The organism is Raoultella sp. T31, assembly GCF_002806725.1.
Taxonomy (GTDB): domain Bacteria; phylum Pseudomonadota; class Gammaproteobacteria; order Enterobacterales; family Enterobacteriaceae; genus Klebsiella; species Klebsiella electrica.
On sequence record NZ_PIBO01000010.1, the window covers coordinates 14702 to 34243 of the forward strand.

The window sequence follows — 19542 nt, forward strand, 5'->3', positions numbered from 1 at the left end:
ATCCCCAAAATGAACACAATGAAATTAATTTGCTTGAGACGATGGAAAAATATGTAACGCGGCGGCCGGAACGTGCAGTTGCACGGATGACTGCGCGGGCCAGCACTGGCTTGAATCCGCCAGTAACACGCGGTCGCGACAGCGCACGCTGTGGCGATATAAATTGCCAAGAAAAACACTTTGCTCGACTACGCCATTCAGGCTTAAGCCCTCGTCAGGCATACGGGTGGTTAACGCACCGAGCGCCGTATCGGCGCTGCGAAAATAAAGCGTCCGGTCGCGAAAATCGTCAGCGGAATATTTCCCCTGGACGCGCAGGGAAATGTCCCGAGCGGCAAAGAGTTGGTTGGCAGAAATTTTATTGTCCGCCCCCATAAAATCCGCAACAAATGGTGTCGCGGGACGTTGATAAATATCTTCCGGCGTGCCTGTTTGCTCGATGCGGCCATTATTTAACACCGCGATGCGGTCAGCCATAACCAGCGCTTCCTGCTGATCGTGGGTGACAATTAATGAGGTAAAGCCGAGACGTTTTTGCAGGGTTTTTATTTCATGCCGCACGTTGAGACGCACTTTGGCATCGAGATTCGACAGCGGTTCATCCAGCACCAGCACGTCCGGCTCAATGGCCAGCGCCCGCGCCAGAGCGACACGCTGCCGCTGCCCACCGGAAAGCTCCGTCACCTTCACATCCGCCAGACCGGTCAAATTGACGATGCCGAGCAGTTCCGTGACGCGGCGGTCAATATCGTCACGACGCCATTTGCGCAGTTTCAGCCCATAGCCAATATTGCGCGCCACCGTCAGATGCGGCCACAGCGCGTAGCTTTGAAATACCATCGTGATATTGCGCTGCTCCGGCGCACTGTGGGTAATATCGCGATGGGCAACGGTAATCTCCCCGGTTTTTACCGGAATAAAACCACAAAGCGCATTGAGCAACGTTGTTTTTCCGCAGCCGGACGGCCCCAACAGGGCAATCATCTCGCCTTTCCCGACCTGCAGATCGATATTATGCAACACAATCTTTTCGCCATAGCTAATTTGAAGCCCGGCAATCTGTAAATAACTCATATTCATTACCCAAAAATCGCTGCGTGGACTTTTTTTACTGCAATGAACACGTGTTCATTCGAATGTAAAAAAAATGCAATGTTGACTCGACATTATGTGAGCCTACTTTGTCGGGTATTTGTGACAATTTAATTAAGCGTCAAACATTTTTTGGTGAGGGAAAATGAAAATAGATGTACTTGGGTGCGGCAGCGCCTTCTCCCGTGAACAAAATACCTCTGCGCTGCGGATAATCGATGAGGCGAACCGGCAATGGTTGATTGACTGCGGCCCCACCATTCCCCGGGCCTTGTGGCAACGCGGGGGAGACGCCAATGATATCGACGCCGTCTATTTTACCCACGTTCACCCGGACCACTGTAGCGGGCTGGCGGCGCTGCTCAACTACTGGCACAGCTTCTCGCGCCACAAAGCGTTGATTATTTACAGTCAGCCGCAGCAGCGCCCCGTGCTGAGGCAACTGGCCGCGCTCGCCACCTGGCCGCAGACCACGCTGTGTTTTGATCTCGACTGGCGCGACACCGCCGACGCATGGACGTGGCACGACTGGCATATCCAGACCGCCGAAACCCGGCATGAGCTCACCAACTGCGCCATTCGTATCACCCAGGGCCAGCAGACGCTGTTTTACAGCGGTGACGGCCGCCCAACGCCAGAGTCAGTGGCGCTTATGGAGGGCGCCGATCTTGCTTTCCAGGAATGTGCGTCGCTGACGGCCCTCAGCAGTGAGGCGTCACACGGCGATTTTCCCTCTTGTCTGACGCTGTTTCAGCAACTGAATCTCCCGGCGCTGGGACTCTATCACTGTCACGACGCGATACTGGATGACCTTAAGCGCGCTTGCCAGCCGTGGAACGGATTGTTCGTCAGCCATGACGGCCTGCAATGCGCGCTCAACGCCCCCGTGATTTCTGCGCAGGAACGCCCGGCATGAGTTCAGTCCCCCGTAAACAGAGCGTCACCGCGCAGGATGTCGCCCACCGTGCGGGCGTCTCACGGGCGGTGGTCTCACGCGCGCTGAGCAATAATGGCAGTATCTCCCCCGACACCCGGGAGCGGGTCCTGCGCGCGGCGGAGGAGCTGGGTTATCAGGTTAACTTTCTCGCGCAGGGGCTCAACCGCCGCCGCAGCCATCTGGTTGGCGTGATTGTCTCACGCATCAGCGACCCGTTTCGCAGCAGCCTGCTGGATGCTCTGCTGAGCGAGATCCAGCGCTGTGGTTTTCAGGCGCTGGTGAGTGAAATTCGCAGCGAAAAAGACCTGGCCCGCACGCTGCGCCGTTTTTCCCAGTTCCGTGTGTCCGGGATGATCGTGACCTCGGGTCAGCCACCGGAATCGCTGGTGAATGAGTGCGTGTCGCAACAGATCCCGGTGGTAGGCATCAACCGCCAGCCGGATATCCCCTTTGTGGATTACGTCAGCTCAGACAACGTCTACGGCGCAACCCTCGCAGCCGGGCAACTGGTGCGCAACGGCTGCCATAGTTTCGGCTGGCTTAATACCGCGCACTCCACCTGGGCCGGACGAATGCGCGGCGATGCTTTTTATCAGGCGCTACAGACCTTCGGTGTCGACACCGCCCGCAATCTGCAGGCGATCATCGCGCCCGACGAGGGTTATGACGGTGGGTTTCAGGCCGCAGTCGGAGCCGATGAGACTCTTGATGGCATCTTCTGCGCCAATGCGCAGCTCGCCTGCGGTTTTCTTGACGGGATGCGCCAGCGCGGCAGGCACGCCCCGGACGATTTTCAGCTCATCGGTTTTGACAATACGCCACAAACGGCGCAATACAGTTACCAGCTCACCACCCTGCATCAGGACATTGCGGAGATTTCCCGCCAGGCATTAACCCGCCTGCTGGAGCGCGCGGACGATCCGTTGCAACCCTCGCGGACAACCTGGGTGGATGTAGAGCTCATTTCCCGGCGCACGTCGCCATCACCTCAAAAGAGCAGGCCATGACGGAAGAACAGCAACAATCATTATGTGCATTGATTCGCCGGTTGGGTGCAGAAGCGCAGGCATTACGCAATGCCGGGTTACAGGTGGATAAAAAAGCCCGCCAGGATTTTGTTTCGCACGCCGATCTGTATGTGGAAAAAGAGATCAAAAGCTGGCTGAACACCCACTGTCCGCAGGATGGTTTTCTCGGCGAAGAGAGCGGCCTGCAGGCCGGCGAGCACGGTACCTGGGTACTAGACCCTATCGACGGGACCACCAACTATATTCAGGGGATGGATTACTGGTGCATCTCGCTGGCTTACGTTCGCGAGAACACCACGGAGCTGGGGATTATCTACGCCCCGGATCGGAATGAGTTTTTCTTTGCCCGGCGTGGCGCAGGGACATTTCTTAACGATCGGCGTCTGACGCTACGCGAGCCGGATCCGGAAACGGTGGTTATCGGTATCGGGCGCTCGAGCCGCGCGCCGGTCGAAAACTATACCCGCGCCCTGGGCCGCGTGCTCAATGGCGGAATGGAGTATCGCCGCTTTGGCGCCGGGGCGTTGATGCTCGCCCACGTTGCCAGCGGGCAGGTGCATGCCTATTACGAAGAGCATATGAACAGCTGGGACGCGCTGGCGGGGATGCTGATCATTGTCGAAGCGGGCGGTGTCAGTAATGCGTTTCTCGCCGATAATGGTCTGTTAAACGGCAATCTGGTGCTGGCCGGATGCGCCGCTGTGCTGGCGCGTCTTTCCACCCTGCTGGAGAACCCCTAACCGTTCGTGCCATGCGCCGATAAAAAGCCTGCGCGCAGCCGCTTTTTATCGGCTCACCCTGGCGCTTTGTTTCGCCGCTCGCCTGTCAGCATGCCGGTTTTAGTTCCACGCGCTTTTTGCGATTTCCGGGTTTACCGCTGGCGGCAGGTTATTCAGGCGCGGTTGTATTCCGTCAGTCATTGCGCAATTTCTGATGCATGAAATCAATGAGCGCTCTTGTTTTAGCGGGCAAGTAACGCCGGTCGGAATACAGTGCGAACAATTGCAATGGCGCCGGCGCTTGTTCAAACTCAACCTCAATCAACCGTCCATCGCTAATGTAGGGTTGGCAGGCTTGTTTCGATAGAATTGCAAAACCGACACCTGCTAGCGCCGCGCGGCCTGCCATCTCTCCGCTGTTTACCCGATAATGCCCATTAACCTTAATAGTCTCGAATCCCCCCTTTATATTAACAAACTGCCAGGGCGCGCCTTTCAATGCACTTACCGTTGTAATACAGGGTAATTCTGCAAATTGCCGGATATGAGAAGGGGTACCATAACGCTGAATAACGGACGGGGCTGCCACAATAGTGCAAGGGATAGTCACCAGATGACGGGCTATATAGTCACCGTCCTCCATCTGACCACGGGTAATAATGATAGCTAAATCCAGATCATCGCGCAGAGATTCAAGGCCAGACAAATTTGTAATACAGCTGATCTCCAGGTCCGGGTACAGACAGGCAAAATCGGCAATAACAGAACCCAGCAATGCGGGACCTATTTCATTGGGAATACAGATGCGTAAAGGCCCCTTGAGTTGCATTTGCCGCAACGTTAATTCTATCTCAGTTTGCTCAAGCGCCTCCAGTAATGGCTTCGCTCGGGTATAGAGCAGACGCCCCGCCGGGGTGAGTTTCATATGTCGGGTGCTGCGCTCTATGAGTTGAAGATTGAGTCTTTCTTCTAACTGAGAAATACAGCGGCTGACATTTGATGTCGGCATTTCAAGGACTTTAGATGCCCCAACAAAACTTTCTCTTTCAACCACCGCAATGAACACTTTCAGGGTATTAAAATCAAGAGCCGGACGCATCAATTATCCCATATTTGATAATAATAAATGCCATTTCTATCATATAACACACACCATTGATAGCGGTTAAACTCAGGGTATCTTTTATCCATAGGTTGCTTGCTATGCTACAGGTCACACAGACGTTTAATCATAAAGCCCTCATGCGGATAGCCATTGTCATGGCTTTTATCCAGTTCACTAATGCGCTGGAGTATATGGCGTTAACGCCGGTTTTTGCTTTTATGGCAGACGGGCTTGCAGTTCCCGTATCATTTTCTGGCTATGTTTCCGGTATGTACACACTGGGTGCCGTCCTTTCCGGAATGGTTGCTTTTTATATGATCGACCGGGTTAATAAAAAACGATTCCTGATCAGGAATATGGTGCTGCTGGCAGTGTTAACATTTTTGTCCACACTGATGACTCATTTTGGCGCTCTACTCGCCCTCCGATTTTGCGCAGGACTGGTTGGTGGCACAACAATGGGAGTGGGCATGAGCATTTTGATAAACTGTGCCCCGCTTAACTTACGTGGAAAAATGCTGGCAACGGTGATTGCTTCATTTTCGATGGTCAGTATTGTCGGCATGCCAGCGGTCTTATTTTTGTGCACGCACAATGGCTGGCATAGCGCGCTGTGGTTAATCAGTTCACTCTGCCTGCTTTCTGTACCGTTGATAATATTGATTGTCCCCAGGGATACGCTTCCAGCGGGCGTGAAGAGAAATCTGTCTATTGACGCTCAAACCTTACTTTTCGCCTCTTGCCCTGCACTGGTACAATTTAGTCCCATGCTGATCATTCCTGTTTTGACTCCATTAATGACGCAGTATATGGGCGCAGCACAAAACTTATTACCCTTTTTGTTTTTAAGTGGCGGGATAGCAGGTTATTTGTCTACAAAAATAACAGGTATTCTGATATCGCATTTATCTGCGCTGATGCTGGCAACCATTTCAACTCTGTTGTTTGTCGCAAGCTTGCTGCTGCCTGCAACGGGTTATCATAATGCAGTTCTATTTATAACCTTATTTACTGGTGCTGCATATAGCCGACTTGTTGCCGCTTCATCGGTTGCTGTCCGGTATCCTGAGGATGAACGACGAGCTAGTTTTACTTCACTACAGACAGCAATAATGTACCTGATAACAACTCTCGCATTCTTTCTGTCTTCCTTATTACTACCTGATCCGGGAATAACAACGCAAAATCTCAACAGACTGTTGGTTGTTAGTGCATTAGCCGCCTGTGGATTTCCTGTTATGGTCATAATACTGCAAAAGAAACTGGCTAAACGTATTATCCGGCCTGTTGTTGAACTGTCTGGCAATGATGTTTAGCCTTTGCTGGCTATGAATCGATAAGTCAGTTCCTTGCGGAAAAGACGTCCTGAGCAATTGACCGTGATGTCATTGCTGAAAGTGGCGAGCTGACACGTTTCCCCCACTACCGGCTGTACCTCAACTTTTGCGGTTTTAATCTTTCCGCCCGTCAGAGCGGACAAAAGCACAGGGGTTACAGATTGTCGAAACGTGGTACTGCGCGATTAAGATATGCCTTCTGGCTTGCCGCCACCGTAGCCGTAAGAACGAGAGAAAACAACTTCCGCTACAAATAATGAGCTGGCAGGATCCGTGCACGCAAAAACGGCAGACTCTGCGTCGCAGCGCAAACGGAGTCGTATGCCGAATATACGAATAAAAGCGCCATCCGGTCTGATAAAGATATGAATATTTTCTCAAATTAATGTAAACGACATTTACTTAACTATATAAAACCCAATAGGGAATATGAATTATTGTGCTAAAAACTGGCGGAAAAACATAGAGGTTAAACAATAAATTTGAACTAGAATATAATTTCACATCATCCGCAAATTAATGATTGATTAATTAAAAGAATGTCGTCATTTTAGTATTTTGTTACATAACAGAGCTTTTATTTCATGCTCCTGACAAACTCAAAAACAACGTTTGGCCTTATATCCATAACCTTGCATTGGCTGACAGCAGTAGCAGTCTATGCGATGTTTGCCTTAGGTTTGTGGATGGTCACACTAGGCTATTACGATGTCTGGTATCACAAAGCCCCGGAGATCCATAAAGGAATCGGTATCCTTTTAATGATGGGATTGGTGATTAGGATTGTATGGAGAGTCATCTCACCACCGCCAGCCCCGTTAAAAAGCTATTCGCGACTGACACGCATTGGCGCGAGTTTAGCGCATATATTTCTATATGCTACCCTGTTGACCATTGTCATTAGCGGATATCTAATATCAACAGCAGATGGTAAACCCATTAATGTGTTTGGTTTATTTGAAGTTCCGGCAACATTAACCGATGCGGCAATACAAGCGGATCTCGCAGGAACAATCCATCTATGGGTTGCCTGGGCCGTTGTTATTGTCTCTGTGATGCATGGGCTGATGGCCGTTAAACACCATATTATCGATAAAGACGAAACACTTCTCAGAATGCTTGGTAAATCGTCATCACAAACTGGAGTTAAAAAATGAAAAAACACCTGCTGGGTCTTTCGCTGTTTGCTGTCCTGTTTTCATCCGCTCCTGCTTTTGCAGCTGATTATAAAATTGATAAAGAGGGGCAGCACGCATTTATAAACTTCAAGATTAAACATCTCGGCTATAGTTGGTTATATGGTACCTTCAAAGACTTTGACGGGACTTTCACCTATGATGAATCTAACCCAGCGGCTGATAAAGTGAGTGTGAAAATCGCTACCGGCAGTCTCGACACTAACCACGCAGAACGAGATAAACATCTGCGTGGTGCTGAATTCCTGAACGTAAGTAAATTTCCGGAAGCAACTTTCTTGTCGAAGGAAGTGAAACAAAATGGTGACAACCTTGATATTACCGGTGACCTGACACTCAATGGTGTAACGCACCCGGTCACCCTTAATGCAAAACTAGTTGGTAAAGGGGATGATCCATGGGGCGGTAAACGCGCAGGTTTTGAAGCCAAGGGCAACATCCACCTCAAAGACTTTAATATTAAAAGCGATCTTGGACCAGCGTCACAAGACGTTGAGCTGATAATCTCTGTCGAAGGCATTCAGCAATAAAATCTTACCCCGGCATAATATGCCGGGTTTTTGACTTCACATCAGGCAGATTATTTTTTGATAAGACGCCAACGCATCATTCAGAGACCATCCCAACAGAATTTCATTCCTGATAATAATACTGCGGCGTTGTTGAATAAATCAGTTTTCCCGAACGTCACGGCTACGGCGTTTCTGTGTCCAGAATCATCCGAGAAGAGAAAAATCCTTGTCTGAAAAACCATTGTCTGAAAAATCGATCATGAGACATGATGGTCCACTAAATGCCATTTCCCGCTTAATAACGACAGCATTTTCAGACTGTTTTTCTCTCTGTTATATTTTGATATATCATAAAGTTACCCACTAACGTATGATCTCGTTCCATTGGTCCTCCCTCCCCCGTTTATATCATATCCGGACTCATAAACAGGCGTAGTCCGCTATGAGCGGACGTTAGCAGCAATGTGCAATATTCAGACTGAGCCATACAGACAATATGTGCCCCCATGATCTTTAAACTTATGGCGATTCGGTCAATACCCCCTGACCAATTCATGGCATAAGCTACCGAGTTGTTCCACCGCATGTAAAAGCTGGCGGGTGGGTTCATTCGCGCAGTTCAACCGCAGGTAGTTTTGCAGTTCCGCCGCCCCAGGGGAAAACAGCGGTCCCGGACTGACGCCAATGCCAAGGGCGAGTGCGCGACGATGGACCTCCAGCGCCTCTATCCCGGACGGGAGTTGTACCCAAATCAGAAAACCGGCTTCTGGCGCGGCGACGCGCGTGCCCGGTGGGAAGCTGGTTCCAACCTTTGCGATAATAGCCCGGATGCCTTGCGCAATCCGCAGCTTCAGGTGCCGCAGATGCCTGTCATAATCACCGCTGGCCAGAATCTCGTTTGCCGCGGCTTCCATCAGCGGCGAGCCTGCCCACTCCCCTGCCATGCGGGCCTGCAATACCGTTGCGTGATAGCGTCCGGCAGCAATCCAGCCGATTCTCCAGCCCGGCGCCAGGGTTTTAGACAGCGAGCTGCAATAAATAACATTTCCGCACCTGTCAAAGGCTTTACACGCTGGCGGCCGCTGCGCGCCGCCGGCCAGATCGCCATATACATCATCCTCAATTAACGGAATGCCCTGACTGGCAAGCAGGGTCACCAGATCCCGCTTGCGTTCAACGGGCATGCTGGCACCCAACGGATTTTGCACCGTGGGTGAGGCCAGAACGGCGGCAGGACGGTGGCGCAGAATGGCCTCTTCAAGCGGCGCCAGCAATAAGCCTTCAATCGGGTCCGTGGGGATCTGTAATGCCTTCAGACCCAGACTCTCCAACAGCAGGAGCGTGCCGAAGTAGGCGGGCTGCTCAATCGCCACGGCATCGCCTGGCCGGCACACGGCATGGAGCGCCAGACGTAGCGCCTGTGTTGCCCCGGCGGTAATGATCAGGTCATCCGCGCCAAAAAGGCCCCCCCACTGCGCAGCGCGAGCGGCAATCTTGCGGCGCAGGTCTGCTCTCCCCGGAGGCAGGCTGTAGCTCTGTCCGCGCGCATCAAGCCGACGACCGGCTGTCTGTAACGCCCGCTGCAGCGCATCTACGGGAAGCCAGGCGGGATCGGGTAGCGCGGCGCCAAGCGGGACCAGGCGCGCTTCAGCGCTACCGAACAACGAGCGGGCTATAGCGGACATGGTTACCGGCACGGGCCCTGGTAAAGACGCGGGGCTTTGCGCCTCCCCGCCGGGGGTTATCTGGCGAACAAAGTAGCCTGAACGCGGTCGCGCGATAATCAGCCCCTCCGCCTCAAGACAGCGCAGGGCTTCCAGCGCCGTGGGGAGACTGACCTGCTCGCGCTCGGCCAGTTTACGCGCGGAGATAATACGATCGCCGGTTCGTAAAGCGCCTGACGCGAGCGTAAGCCGCAGCATTTCGGCGATTCGGCGGTAGTGGGGAGTCGGCGGGAAGGGGTCGCACATCGCTATCTGTATAGTCTGGTTTTTGATAAATCTGACTATACAGGCGATGCAGAGCGCCATCTATAGTGTGTTCAACACAAACCAGCCAAGGAAGTCACATGCACAGCGACAATTTTGACCTTTCCCTTTACTTCCGGCGCATAGGCTATAGCGGACACGCGGCTGCGGATACCGCTACGCTGCACGCGCTCATGCGTCACCAGCTCTTTTCGATCCCCTTCGAGAATCTGGATGTCCAGGCCGGTCATATCGTTTCGATGGTACCTGATGATATTGCCGATAAGCTATTACGCCAGAGACGAGGCGGCTACTGCTATGAACTCAACGGACTGTTTACCATGGCGCTGGAGGCGCTGGATATGACCTACCGTTTTGTCGCGGCGCGGCCAATGTTCTATCCTGCGCGCCGACCTAAAACCCATATGGCGGTCATCGCCGAAGTCGATGGCCGTCAGTGGCTTTGCGACCTTGGATTTGGCAGCTACGGTATTCGCGCGCCGATGGCCTTAGACGAACTGGAGACGGACATCATCCAGGATTTCGATACCTTCCGGCTTAGCCGTGATGCGAGCGGCGACTATCTGCTGCAGGCAAAGGTTGAAGGAAGCTGGGCCGATCAATACGGTTTCGACCTCTCACCTCAGGAATGGATTGACTTTGTTCCGGCTAATTACCTTAACTCCACGCACCCCGATGCCGTCTTTGTACAGAAGTTGCTTGTCATACAGCATCGACCCGAGGGACGATTCATCCTGCTGGGCGATACGCTTAAGACGATTACAGCGGACAGAGTAGAGAAGCAATTGCTGACTGAAGATGAAATTGCCCATGTCCTTGAAAACCGCTTTGCGCTATCTGCCCGCGCATAAACCAACCAGCCAATGCGTCCACAGTTAAACGGATACTTTTGCGAAAACGGCCCCATCTCTGGGGCCGTGGCTCGCAAGAGGTCTACGTGCACTATGTCGGCGATGACGTTGGGGCGGGAGTAGCAGAGTGCCCTTCTGCAGCCCAGGGGATTCAGGCAAAGATAAAGTCGTTTCCCTGGTGGCTCATCTTTGCGCTGTCACCTTTCAACACCACGCTGCATGAAATGCTGGAGATGCGATATTTGTGGCAACAGCCAATCCGGATGGACAATGCAAAACCGATCGATTTTCTGGGCTACGAACCACATCCCCCTCTTATTGAGGCCGTGCACAAGACCTTAACGGGTCTGGGCTTATTCATCATGCGCCAGAAACGCCTCAAATTGCACAACATGATATCTTTATGTGGTAGGGTTATATTCTGTCGTTCATAGAGGAAAAGCTAATGATTGTAAGGACCTGGCACGGTTGTGTTCCGCTTAAGCATGCAGAAGGTTTTGCGAATCATCTGCAAAGAACAGGTGTCGAGCACTCAAGGAGTATCGAGGGTAACAAAGGTGCATTTGTACGCAGGGAAACCCAGGGCGAGCGGGAGCATTTCTTTCTGGCGACTTACTGGCAGGATTTACAGGCGGTAAAAGCCTTTGCTGGAGAAAACTATCACGTCGCGGTGACTTATCCAGATGATGAAGAATTTGAACTCCTTTCCGACCCCTACGTTTTTCAACATGTTGTAGAAGCCATTACGCCGCTTTAGTTTTTTCCGCGGCCCCCCGGGACAGGCGCCAGAGGGAATGTCTGACGCCTTTTTAGTGCTCTCCGGCTTGCTCAGATCGCGTGGCAGAGGTCAAAAATCGCCGGGCGCGCACTGCAGACAGGTCAGTCCCGCGCTACGCCAGAAATCCACGACGGCCTGGCGGTCGTCGATCACCAGCCATGGCTGATAGCCATCGGCGATGATTTGCTGCAGTAGCCCCTTTTTGACCTCTTCATCTGCCACATGATCATCGCCTTCCGGGCGCAGATAGAGGCCATCATACGCAATATTGTGCCGCGCCAGCCACGCCTCGGTATGGTGACGAAATCCATCGGGGCGCCCGCTGCAAATCACAATCGACTGCTGCCCGGCGTGCAACAACGCCACCAGTTTGCCGATCGCCGCATTCGGTAACGCCTGCGACATAAACGCAAAAAAAGGGGGCCACTGTTTCTCGCTCCCCAGTACCCAGTCACGCATTTTTTCCGCATCAAACTCCGCCAGGGTACCGTCAATATCCACAATAATGCAGGGCTTAGCGCTCATCGGCTTCCTCCAGCGGAACAATCCGCCACTCATTCGCCTGTTGTCCGGGAGAGATCCACATCGGCACAACGTTACCCGGCCGGGCGCCATAAGGGGTACCGAGAGCATAGCGGCGCAGCACCCGGAACACGCCGGAATGGGCAATAATTAACGGACGGTCGTACTGCGTCAGGATCGTGTTCAGCACGTCAGTCACCCGGCGGCAAAACGCCTCCCAGCTTTCTCCTCCCGGCGGCGTCTCTTCATACGGCGGCTGTTCGGACCACGGGCGCAGCTCTAAATCGCCCCAGTCCCGCTCGCGCAGGTCATCAAAAACCGTATACGGCAGATCGGGGAGCGCCAGCTCCGCCGTTTGCCGGGCGCGCAATAGCGGACTGACGGCAATACCGCTCCAGCGATAGCGGCTCAGCAGCGAGCGCACTTCCTGCGCTTGCCACTCCCCCTCATCGGTGAGCGGCACGTCCGTTCGTCCGCCGATCAGTTTGTCCCGGTTAAGGGCGGTTTCGCCGTGGCGAACAAAAACAAAGGGCTTACAGATTATTGGCATAATTCCATCTCAATCATGGGATGAGTCATCAGCTGGCAGTTCAGCGCCTGTTGCCAGCGGACAGGATTATCAATCGCGGTAAATAGCGGCACAACGTAGCGGCACGACAGTTGAGAGACCAGCTTTTGCAGGCAGGAGAGCGTCGGATGCACATTCCAGCGGCAAAAATCGACCTCGCCTGCCAGCCACTGCTGATATGCGACCCGGTTCATATGGCCGGTGAATAAAACACGATGGTGGAAATCGTCACGCGCCCGCAGCACGCCCGCCATACCGTTCATCCCGTCAGGATCGGCGACCAACACCAGTGGCGCCTGAGTCGAAAATAGCGGGTTTGTCTGCGCCAGCGTCCGTAACGCCGTGGCGATACCCTGCTGCAGACTCCCCTCGTCATCTTCCGCCATCTGCACAAGCATCGCCCGGCAAGCGGCATCCAGGGCAATCTCCGGCTGGCTGTTATCTCGCGCCATCCATAGCGCCAGTTCGGCGGCGCGTCCGGAAGGGGGAACGGGGCACAGCGTGGGTTGCGACAGATAGGCCCGCAGTTTCTCCAGCTGCTGGCTCTGGGGAATATCGTATAAACCGTAGGAAGCATCCACCAGCGCAATGTCTGCGGGGGGCGGCGCATCAAAGCGAAACAGCATCGATTCCATACTGATGTCGCCGCTATAGAAAATGCCGCCCGCCACGTTAAGATGAAACCACACGCCCCCCCAGGCATGGCCGCAACTGCCGGTGGTCACGGTGATGTCGCCAAGGGAAAACTGCCCGCGTACGGCAATGGGATGGACGCGACGCCCGGGCGGCAGCGCCTGGGCCGTGACGGCGCTGCAATAGATGGGGATATCCGCCGGTAAACGGTTCAATCCGCCAATATGATCCACATGGTCATGGCTCAACAGCACCGCATCAATATCGGCGGGTACCGGCCACGGCGCTTCATCTGGCTCCAGCGCGCCGCCCGCATCCAGCAGGATGCGTTGGCTCGGCGTACTCAGCAAAATCGCGGCCGGGGCTTTGCGGTGTAAGCCGCTAACAATCTCTATCTTCACGCCGCCTCCAGACGCCAGCCCTGCCTCAGCTGTACGCGCACGCTCTGCTGCGCCCGCAGCGGCGAGTGATGGAAAGCGCTCAGCGATTGCCCGTCCGCCAGACGTAAATCCAGTAAATAGCGCTCTCCCTGATAGATACAGTTTTCGACTTCGGCACTCAGCCCTTCAGCCGTTAACTGCACATGCTCCGGGCGAACCAGTACCGACTGCCGGGCATAATATTGACCGCCGGAGAACCCCTCATGCAGAACAGCGCGATCCAGCTGTCGGCTGCCGCCGGGGATGGCCAGAGACAAAACCTGCCCCTTGCCAATAAAACGCGCTACCCACGCGTTTTGCGGTTGTTGATACAACTGCTGCGGCGCGCCCCACTGCATTAATGCCCCCTGATGCATCACCGCGATATGGCTGGCCAGCGCCATCGCTTCCGCCTGGTCGTGAGTGACATAGACAAAGGTTGCCCCGGTACGACGGTGAAACTCCCGGAAGGTCTGCTCCATCGTCGCGCGTAAATGTCTGTCGAGGTTAGCCAGCGGTTCATCCAGCAGCACAACCTGAGGCTCTGAGACCAGGCAGCGTGCCAGCGCCACGCGCTGACGTTGCCCACCGCTTAAATCCTGCGGCGAACGTTCGGCGTAAGCGCCCAGTTCGACAATCTCCAGCGCTTCGCTCACTCGCTGGCGACGCGCGGCCCCCTGCACTTTGCGCAGCTTCAACGGATAGCCCACGTTTTCCGCTACGGTCATATGCGGCCACAGGGCGTAGGACTGAAAGACCATTCCCATATCACGCTGTTCCGGCGGCAAATGCAGCGAGGTATCCGCCAGCAGGCGATCGCCCAGCAGCAAACGACCGCCGCTGAGCTGCTCCAGGCCCGCAAGGATACGTAAAGTGGTCGTTTTGCCACATCCGCTCGGCCCCAGCAGCGCGGTAAATGCGCCCTGCGGGATGGTCAGATCAAGATCCCGCACCACGGTCTGGTTGCCAAAGACTTTGCTAAGCTGTTCCAGCCTCAGTTCTGCCATGGAATCACTCCTTTGGGTAAATATTTGCCGAGCGCGCTGAGCAACAGCATCACCACCGCGACCAGTGCGACCACCAGCACCGATACCGCCGACGCCAGCACCTTATCGCCACTTTCATCAAGGTTGAAAATCACCACGCCAAGCGTCTCTTTTCCGGCGCTCCATAGCAGCGCCGATACGGTCAGTTCGTTCACCGCGGAAAGAAACACCAGCAGCGCGCCAGCGAACGCGGCGGGCGCCATCAGCGGCAGAACAATATGGCGTAATCGTTGGGAGACATTGGCTCCGGCCAGGCTTGCGGCCTCTTCCATCGCCGGGTCCAGTTGCAGCATGCTGCTGTGCACCGGCTTCAGGCAGACGGTCAGAAAACGGGCAAGATAGGCGAAAAAGATAATCGTCAATGTTCCGCTGAGGCTGATATTCAGCAACGGCAGCGGACGCGCAAACAGCAGGATGCAGGCGATCGCCAGAACCACGCCGGGGAGCGTGTAGGGAATATCAATGACGCCATGGAGCCAACGTAGCAACCGGGTAGGATGGCGCACCAGCAGCCATGCCAGCGGCAGGCTTAACAGCATCAACACCAGCGCAGCGGACACCGACAGCAGCATGCTATTGGTCAGCGCGCGCCAGGTGGCGCTCTGCGCATCGACGATCCCCCGCCAGGCGGCAAAGGTCAGCGTATCGCCATTCAGCGGAACGCCAAGCGTCGGCACCAGCGACGTCGCCATCAAAGCCAGCAGCGGCGCAATCAGAATAGCGAACAGCACAATCCCCAGCAGCACTTCCATCGCCAGCCGCCATTTCCCCAGCGAAAAGCCCAACGCGCGCCCGGCCATGCCAATCAGCGGCAGCGCGTAGCGTCGCTGCATACGGCTTTGCAGGATAACGATACCGATCGCCAGCACGCCCATCAGCACCGAGAGCGCCGCCACTTCATTAAGCATTGATGGCCCAAAGCTGGAGAGCGTCTGGTAGATATAAACCGGGAGCACAAAGTAGGATATAGGGATCCCCAGCATCGCCGGAATGCCGAAGTTGCCAAGCGCGGAGACGAAGGCGATCGCCGCGCCAGCCCACAGTGCGGTGCGGCACAGCGGTAGCACGATATCGAAAAAGACCCGCCACAGCGAGGCGCCATTGAGTCTCGCCGCTTCAATATGCTCTTTCGGCAGGCATTGCAGCTGCGTGCGCAGAGCCAGAAACACCAGCGGCGCATGCTGGATGCCAAGCAGCAAGGCGATGCCCTCGGCAGAATAGAGCGGATTCGCGCTGCCAAAACCCGGCGCAAGCCCGATGCTGTTAAGCAGAATGCTGCTCGGGCCGAAGAGCTGCAGCCAGCTCAGGGCGGTAACCTGAGGCGGGATCATCATCGGCAGCATAAACAGGAATACCCACACCTGCTTGAGGCGGATATTGGTCAACGCCAGGCAAAAAGCGAACAGGCTGCCAAGCAGCAGAGAGATAAGCGTTCCCAGACCGCTGGTATAAAGGCTGTTATATAGTGCAGTCCATGTGGCGGGATTGCTCAGCACACGCCACAAACTGCTGTCACCGCCCTGCCGCCAGTCAAGCAGCGCCGCGATGAGCAGCCGCAGGCTGGGCAGCAGGCTTATCAACGCAACGAGGCATAATAATAGCCATAGCAGCCCTTTAACCGGGCTGCTGCTGGCGTTCTGACGCAATGTCATATCGCTCATCAATTAACGGTTTCCAAACAGGTCGGCAAAGCGTTTTTTGTTGGCTTCAGCATCCGCCAGCGCTTTTGCCGCATCGAAAGGCATCAGCTTAATGCTGTCGCGTGGCGGAAAGCCTTTGGGTACCGGCAGCGAGGCATCCGCAGGTAAATAACCCTGCTGTAGCACCAGCTTCTGCCCGTCCGCCGACAGCAGGAAATCAATAAAGGCTTTTGCCGCCTGCGTATTTTTGGCATTTTTCATCATCGCCACCGGCTCGGTCACGATGCTGACCCCCTCTTTCGGGAAGACAAATTCGATCGGCGCGCCTTTGGCTTTTTCCCGGATCGCCATGTAATCCACCAGAACGCCGTAGGCTTTGCTGCCAGAAGCGATAGCATTCATGACCGCGCCGTTGCCGCTTTGCGGCATCGCGCCGTTCTCTTTCAGCTTCTCGTAGTATTGCCAGCCGAGATCAGGAGAGTTCATCAGCGTCGCCTGATGAATTTGCGCCGCGCCGGAGTAAAGCGGGCTTGGCAAGGTGGTCATGTTTTTCAGCTCCGGCTTCAGGAGATCCCGCCATGATGTTGGCTTGACCGGCGCTTTGCTATTCCAGGCGATACCGGTAGTAATCAGCTTGGTGCCGTAGTAGTAGCCGTCTTTATCATAGAGCTGCGCATCAAAACGCGCGGCCTGCGGCGAGTGATACGCGGCCAGTAAATTCTGCTGCTTCAGCGCTTCCATGTTGACGCTGTCGGCGATCAACAGGACATCTGGCGTCGCACCGCCAGCGGCTAACTCCGCCTGCAGGCGGGCGGTCAGCTTCGTGGTCCCGTCACGGATCCATTTCACTTCGATATCAGGATGCGCTTTTTCAAAAGCATTAACGGTCATCTGCGCATCTTCGTTGGGCTGGCTGGTGTAGAGCGTCAGCGTGGATTTGGCCAAAGCCGACGCGCTCATCATGGTCAACATCACCGCCGCCAACAGGTTTTTTTTGTTCATCGTTCCGTCCCCAGTGTTTTCGTTGCGACGATTAAAACAAGGGAATCTGACAAAAATATGACTAATTTCTTTCGTAGTAATAGTTTCACATTGCCACGCTAGCATGACCAAAAATAACGTCGCAGGAGGGGAAAATGACCCCCGAAATTCGTCGCAGCGCCATTGTCACCCTGGTGACAGAGCGCGGAGAAATCAGTATTGAAGCGCTTTCCCGGTACTTTAGCGTGTCGCTGCAAACCATACGCAGCGATCTGCGCGACCTAACGGCACAGGGGCTGTTGCTGCGTCGCCACGGCATGGTCGCCCCTTTCGCTCGCGAAAACATCGCCTATAAGCAGCGCGAGATCGTTAATATCAACGGCAAGCGCTGGATTGGCGAACAGGTCGCGCAGTTGCTCTGCGCAGCGCAAAGCTGCTTTCTTGGCACCGGAACGACGGTGGAGATGGTGGCGCGCGCCCTGCCAGAGAACCGTCCTCTCGCCGTTTTCACCAATAACCTGCATGCCGCGCAGCCGCTCAGCCGCCTTCCCGGTTGCGAGCTGACGATCGCCGGCGGGCGTATCCGCAAACGCGATCTGGATATTATTGGTAGCGATGCCCAGACCTTCTTCAGCCGCTATCGGGTCGATATCGGCGTGGTTTCAGTCGGCGGCGTTGGCGAAACGGGCGATCTGTATGATTTTAACGATGATGAAGTGGTGGCCCGGCTGGCCTTAACCGCCAGCGCAGATGTCACGGTACTGGTCATCGACAGCACGAAATTTGGCCGCACGGCGCTCTGTCGTAACGGTAATGTAGGTGATTTCGACTATGTCGTCAGCGAGCGTGCGCCGACGGTACAACAGCGGGCGATGCTGGCGCAGCGCCGGACAAAATGGTTATACCGTGACGACATCGAGGCGTTGGCCTAGCGGCAAATAGCCTGCCACAGCGCCTCCTGTTCCATGAGGTAGCGGCTGAGGGAACGCGAGCAGATAATCTGCGGCGCGATCGGGGGAGACGGTTCCGGTTGAGGATACGGGCAGCGAGAAAAGCCGGGCGTTAACACCAGCCAGCTCGACAGGATATGTCACTTGTCAGATAGCCTCTCCCTGCCGGCCACCGGCAGGAGAAATGACCAGAAAATTGGCAAAGAGTTAGTCGCATCTCTGGAAATTTTCGCCGGTTGGGAGGAGGATAGTCTCTGTGAAGCCGACCGTTATGGGCCCTCGTTATCCCCACCGTACCGGCGATGCGCCCGAGATACTGAACTGGAGATTCTTATGTATGACACGTCAGGAGATATCCCCCTCCACTTTTATCGCTATCAGTGCCGCTTCTACGTCGCCCATTGGGACGGCGGTAATGTGATGAGCGATAATTTCAGGCAGTTCATTGAGTTGATTACCGAAAAAACGGGCATTGATGCTAAGCGCGTCGAAGCCGTGGCGCGGGACTACTTCAATAACGTGGACTGACGCCGGTCGGAATCTGCCTACGTTTTTCTTCCTCATTCGGACACAGCCCCGCTGAGCGTTTATGGATGAACGACCCGCCGAACCCCGTTCCTGAATGACCATCGCGGGCGATCCGCGCGCGTATTGTGCTAAACCGTCCGCTTCAGCAGGTCTCCCGCGAGGCCTGCGCGCTTATTTTTACCCCACGCTCCCGACACGCCGCCCGGTTGCCATTTTCATTGAGTTATTAACCAGATATCGCCAGCTATCGACCTCTTGCCTCTATTTGCCTGCCGCACAGGCCAGCCATTGCGCCCCCGGTATTTTTGAGCGAAAAATCCGTCACAAATAACAATATAAAGCTAATTACCCTTTCATTTTTAGCACAAAACACTACACGAAAAGCACAAACAGAATTAAAAAAACTTTTCTTACATTCTATTAAAATATTTAGTTAGGATTTTTCTTAATCCTGGAGTAGATTCGCTGTCATAAAAGCAAGAATATCCATGAACTTCCCGGGGACTAAACCATATGGCAAACATATTCTTTTTAGTATTAGCTATAGTACTGCTTCTGGTTGCTGTTTTTTCTCTCGTTTCTTATCTCAAAGACAGAAAAAAACAGCAGTTTACGTTCAAAAAAAGACGTTAATAACAAAAGCAAAACCGGAGAGATACACATCCGTGAACTTTCCCGAATGAATTTGACTGAATGAATTTGACTGAACGAT

Annotated in this window: 21 protein-coding genes and 1 pseudogene; 13 read left to right on the forward strand and 9 right to left on the reverse strand. The window is 54.3% G+C overall.

Annotated features, from left to right (window positions below; genetic code table 11):
- Positions 1 to 24: 24 nt before the first annotated feature.
- Complete coding sequence (locus tag CWM52_RS09380) at positions 25 to 1074, reverse strand: ABC transporter ATP-binding protein (RefSeq protein ID WP_100683858.1); 1050 nt, start codon at positions 1072 to 1074, stop codon at positions 25 to 27.
- Between the two features lie 163 nt (positions 1075 to 1237).
- Between CWM52_RS09380 and CWM52_RS09385 the strand changes: the two genes are divergently transcribed.
- Genes CWM52_RS09385 through CWM52_RS09395 form a run of 3 tightly spaced genes read left to right on the forward strand, consistent with a single transcriptional unit; the run spans position 1238 to position 3797 of the window.
- Positions 1238 to 2008, forward strand: a complete 771-nt coding sequence (locus CWM52_RS09385; RefSeq protein WP_100683859.1) for an MBL fold metallo-hydrolase — start codon at positions 1238 to 1240, stop codon at positions 2006 to 2008.
- Positions 2005 to 3036, forward strand: a complete 1032-nt coding sequence (locus tag CWM52_RS09390; protein WP_100683860.1) for a LacI family DNA-binding transcriptional regulator — start codon at positions 2005 to 2007, stop codon at positions 3034 to 3036. Before CWM52_RS09385 ends, CWM52_RS09390 begins: the two co-directional genes overlap by 4 nt.
- Complete coding sequence (locus CWM52_RS09395; RefSeq protein WP_100683861.1) at positions 3033 to 3797, forward strand: inositol monophosphatase family protein; 765 nt, start codon at positions 3033 to 3035, stop codon at positions 3795 to 3797. The genes CWM52_RS09390 and CWM52_RS09395 overlap by 4 nt, the downstream gene beginning before the upstream one ends.
- A gap of 172 nt (positions 3798 to 3969) precedes the next feature.
- On the opposite strand, the gene CWM52_RS09400 is transcribed toward CWM52_RS09395, so the two are convergent.
- Positions 3970 to 4875, reverse strand: coding sequence for a LysR family transcriptional regulator (locus tag CWM52_RS09400; protein ID WP_100683862.1), 906 nt, complete (start codon positions 4873 to 4875; stop codon positions 3970 to 3972).
- A 104-nt stretch (positions 4876 to 4979) separates the two neighbouring features.
- On the opposite strand from CWM52_RS09400, the gene CWM52_RS09405 reads away from it, so the two are divergent.
- From CWM52_RS09405 to CWM52_RS09420, 4 genes and pseudogenes are all read left to right on the forward strand, one after another.
- Positions 4980 to 6197, forward strand: coding sequence for an MFS transporter (locus CWM52_RS09405; protein ID WP_100683863.1), 1218 nt, complete (start codon positions 4980 to 4982; stop codon positions 6195 to 6197).
- A gap of 68 nt (positions 6198 to 6265) precedes the next feature.
- Positions 6266 to 6472 (forward strand): annotated as a pseudogene (locus tag CWM52_RS09410) (transposase); the annotation flags it as partial.
- Positions 6473 to 6802: 330 nt separating this feature from the next.
- Positions 6803 to 7375: a cytochrome b gene (locus tag CWM52_RS09415; RefSeq protein WP_100683864.1), complete on the forward strand. Its 573-nt coding sequence runs from the start codon at positions 6803 to 6805 to the stop codon at positions 7373 to 7375.
- A complete protein-coding gene (locus CWM52_RS09420) occupies positions 7372 to 7944 on the forward strand; it encodes a YceI family protein (protein ID WP_100683865.1) in 573 nt (190 codons plus the stop codon). Before CWM52_RS09415 ends, CWM52_RS09420 begins: the two co-directional genes overlap by 4 nt.
- 515 nt (positions 7945 to 8459) lie before the next feature.
- Here the strand turns inward: CWM52_RS09420 and CWM52_RS09425 are convergent.
- A complete protein-coding gene (locus CWM52_RS09425) occupies positions 8460 to 9956 on the reverse strand; it encodes a PLP-dependent aminotransferase family protein (RefSeq protein ID WP_100683866.1) in 1497 nt (498 codons plus the stop codon).
- Positions 9957 to 9994: 38 nt separating this feature from the next.
- Between CWM52_RS09425 and CWM52_RS09430 the strand changes: the two genes are divergently transcribed.
- From CWM52_RS09430 to CWM52_RS09440, 3 genes are all read left to right on the forward strand, one after another.
- On the forward strand, positions 9995 to 10765 hold the full coding sequence (locus tag CWM52_RS09430) for an arylamine N-acetyltransferase family protein (RefSeq protein ID WP_100683867.1): 771 nt from the start codon (positions 9995 to 9997) through the stop codon (positions 10763 to 10765).
- A gap of 86 nt (positions 10766 to 10851) precedes the next feature.
- Positions 10852 to 11199, forward strand: a complete 348-nt coding sequence (locus CWM52_RS26730) for a hypothetical protein (protein WP_416308800.1) — start codon at positions 10852 to 10854, stop codon at positions 11197 to 11199.
- A gap of 11 nt (positions 11200 to 11210) precedes the next feature.
- Positions 11211 to 11522 (forward strand): hypothetical protein, encoded by a 312-nt coding sequence (locus CWM52_RS09440; protein ID WP_100683868.1) that lies wholly within the window; start codon positions 11211 to 11213, stop codon positions 11520 to 11522.
- A 90-nt stretch (positions 11523 to 11612) separates the two neighbouring features.
- Here CWM52_RS09440 and CWM52_RS09445 read toward each other — a convergent pair whose 3' ends face one another.
- From CWM52_RS09445 to CWM52_RS09470, 6 genes are read right to left on the reverse strand one after another with little or no spacing between them, the layout of a single operon-like run.
- On the reverse strand, positions 11613 to 12068 hold the full coding sequence (locus CWM52_RS09445; RefSeq protein ID WP_100683869.1) for a polynucleotide kinase: 456 nt from the start codon (positions 12066 to 12068) through the stop codon (positions 11613 to 11615).
- Complete coding sequence (locus tag CWM52_RS09450; protein ID WP_100683870.1) at positions 12058 to 12615, reverse strand: histidine phosphatase family protein; 558 nt, start codon at positions 12613 to 12615, stop codon at positions 12058 to 12060. Before CWM52_RS09450 ends, CWM52_RS09445 begins: the two co-directional genes overlap by 11 nt.
- Positions 12606 to 13667 carry an MBL fold metallo-hydrolase gene (locus CWM52_RS09455; protein WP_165785366.1) on the reverse strand — a complete coding sequence of 354 codons (1062 nt, stop codon included), beginning with the start codon at positions 13665 to 13667 and terminating at the stop codon, positions 12606 to 12608. The genes CWM52_RS09450 and CWM52_RS09455 overlap by 10 nt, the downstream gene beginning before the upstream one ends.
- Positions 13664 to 14692: an ABC transporter ATP-binding protein gene (locus tag CWM52_RS09460; protein WP_100683872.1), complete on the reverse strand. Its 1029-nt coding sequence runs from the start codon at positions 14690 to 14692 to the stop codon at positions 13664 to 13666. Before CWM52_RS09460 ends, CWM52_RS09455 begins: the two co-directional genes overlap by 4 nt.
- On the reverse strand, positions 14680 to 16392 hold the full coding sequence (locus tag CWM52_RS09465) for an ABC transporter permease (protein WP_224742482.1): 1713 nt from the start codon (positions 16390 to 16392) through the stop codon (positions 14680 to 14682). The genes CWM52_RS09460 and CWM52_RS09465 overlap by 13 nt, the downstream gene beginning before the upstream one ends.
- 3 nt (positions 16393 to 16395) lie before the next feature.
- Positions 16396 to 17373: an ABC transporter substrate-binding protein gene (locus CWM52_RS09470; protein WP_100683874.1), complete on the reverse strand. Its 978-nt coding sequence runs from the start codon at positions 17371 to 17373 to the stop codon at positions 16396 to 16398.
- 134 nt (positions 17374 to 17507) lie between these two features.
- Between CWM52_RS09470 and CWM52_RS09475 the strand changes: the two genes are divergently transcribed.
- The 3 genes from CWM52_RS09475 to CWM52_RS26295 all read left to right on the forward strand — a co-directional run bounded on the left by CWM52_RS09475 (position 17508) and on the right by CWM52_RS26295 (position 19463).
- Positions 17508 to 18284, forward strand: a complete 777-nt coding sequence (locus CWM52_RS09475; protein WP_100683875.1) for a DeoR/GlpR family DNA-binding transcription regulator — start codon at positions 17508 to 17510, stop codon at positions 18282 to 18284.
- A gap of 351 nt (positions 18285 to 18635) precedes the next feature.
- Positions 18636 to 18830 (forward strand): hypothetical protein, encoded by a 195-nt coding sequence (locus tag CWM52_RS09480; protein WP_100683971.1) that lies wholly within the window; start codon positions 18636 to 18638, stop codon positions 18828 to 18830.
- Positions 18831 to 19343: 513 nt separating this feature from the next.
- Positions 19344 to 19463, forward strand: a complete 120-nt coding sequence (locus CWM52_RS26295) for a small membrane protein (RefSeq protein ID WP_141964794.1) — start codon at positions 19344 to 19346, stop codon at positions 19461 to 19463.
- Positions 19464 to 19542: the final 79 nt, after the last annotated feature.

Excerpts from the sequence above, each read along its gene's own strand:
- CWM52_RS09385 (WP_100683859.1), top strand. The coding sequence starts at position 1,238 with ATGAAAATAGATGTACTTGGGTGCGGCAGCGCCTTCTCCCGTGAACAA.
- CWM52_RS09425 (WP_100683866.1), bottom strand. The coding sequence starts at position 9,956 with ATGGCGCTCTGCATCGCCTGTATAGTCAGATTTATCAAAAACCAGACT.
- CWM52_RS09450 (WP_100683870.1), bottom strand. The coding sequence starts at position 12,615 with ATGCCAATAATCTGTAAGCCCTTTGTTTTTGTTCGCCACGGCGAAACC.
- CWM52_RS09380 (WP_100683858.1), bottom strand. The coding sequence starts at position 1,074 with ATGAGTTATTTACAGATTGCCGGGCTTCAAATTAGCTATGGCGAAAAG.
- CWM52_RS09400 (WP_100683862.1), bottom strand. The coding sequence starts at position 4,875 with ATGCGTCCGGCTCTTGATTTTAATACCCTGAAAGTGTTCATTGCGGTG.
- CWM52_RS09405 (WP_100683863.1), top strand. The coding sequence starts at position 4,980 with ATGCTACAGGTCACACAGACGTTTAATCATAAAGCCCTCATGCGGATA.
- CWM52_RS09430 (WP_100683867.1), top strand. The coding sequence starts at position 9,995 with ATGCACAGCGACAATTTTGACCTTTCCCTTTACTTCCGGCGCATAGGC.
- CWM52_RS09440 (WP_100683868.1), top strand. The coding sequence starts at position 11,211 with ATGATTGTAAGGACCTGGCACGGTTGTGTTCCGCTTAAGCATGCAGAA.
- CWM52_RS09460 (WP_100683872.1), bottom strand. The coding sequence starts at position 14,692 with ATGGCAGAACTGAGGCTGGAACAGCTTAGCAAAGTCTTTGGCAACCAG.
- CWM52_RS09390 (WP_100683860.1), top strand. The coding sequence starts at position 2,005 with ATGAGTTCAGTCCCCCGTAAACAGAGCGTCACCGCGCAGGATGTCGCC.
- CWM52_RS09480 (WP_100683971.1), top strand. The coding sequence starts at position 18,636 with ATGTATGACACGTCAGGAGATATCCCCCTCCACTTTTATCGCTATCAG.
- CWM52_RS09395 (WP_100683861.1), top strand. The coding sequence starts at position 3,033 with ATGACGGAAGAACAGCAACAATCATTATGTGCATTGATTCGCCGGTTG.
- CWM52_RS09470 (WP_100683874.1), bottom strand. The coding sequence starts at position 17,373 with ATGAACAAAAAAAACCTGTTGGCGGCGGTGATGTTGACCATGATGAGC.
- CWM52_RS09445 (WP_100683869.1), bottom strand. The coding sequence starts at position 12,068 with ATGAGCGCTAAGCCCTGCATTATTGTGGATATTGACGGTACCCTGGCG.
- CWM52_RS09415 (WP_100683864.1), top strand. The coding sequence starts at position 6,803 with ATGCTCCTGACAAACTCAAAAACAACGTTTGGCCTTATATCCATAACC.
- CWM52_RS26295 (WP_141964794.1), top strand. The coding sequence starts at position 19,344 with ATGGCAAACATATTCTTTTTAGTATTAGCTATAGTACTGCTTCTGGTT.
- CWM52_RS09420 (WP_100683865.1), top strand. The coding sequence starts at position 7,372 with ATGAAAAAACACCTGCTGGGTCTTTCGCTGTTTGCTGTCCTGTTTTCA.
- CWM52_RS09465 (WP_224742482.1), bottom strand. The coding sequence starts at position 16,392 with ATGAGCGATATGACATTGCGTCAGAACGCCAGCAGCAGCCCGGTTAAA.
- CWM52_RS09475 (WP_100683875.1), top strand. The coding sequence starts at position 17,508 with ATGACCCCCGAAATTCGTCGCAGCGCCATTGTCACCCTGGTGACAGAG.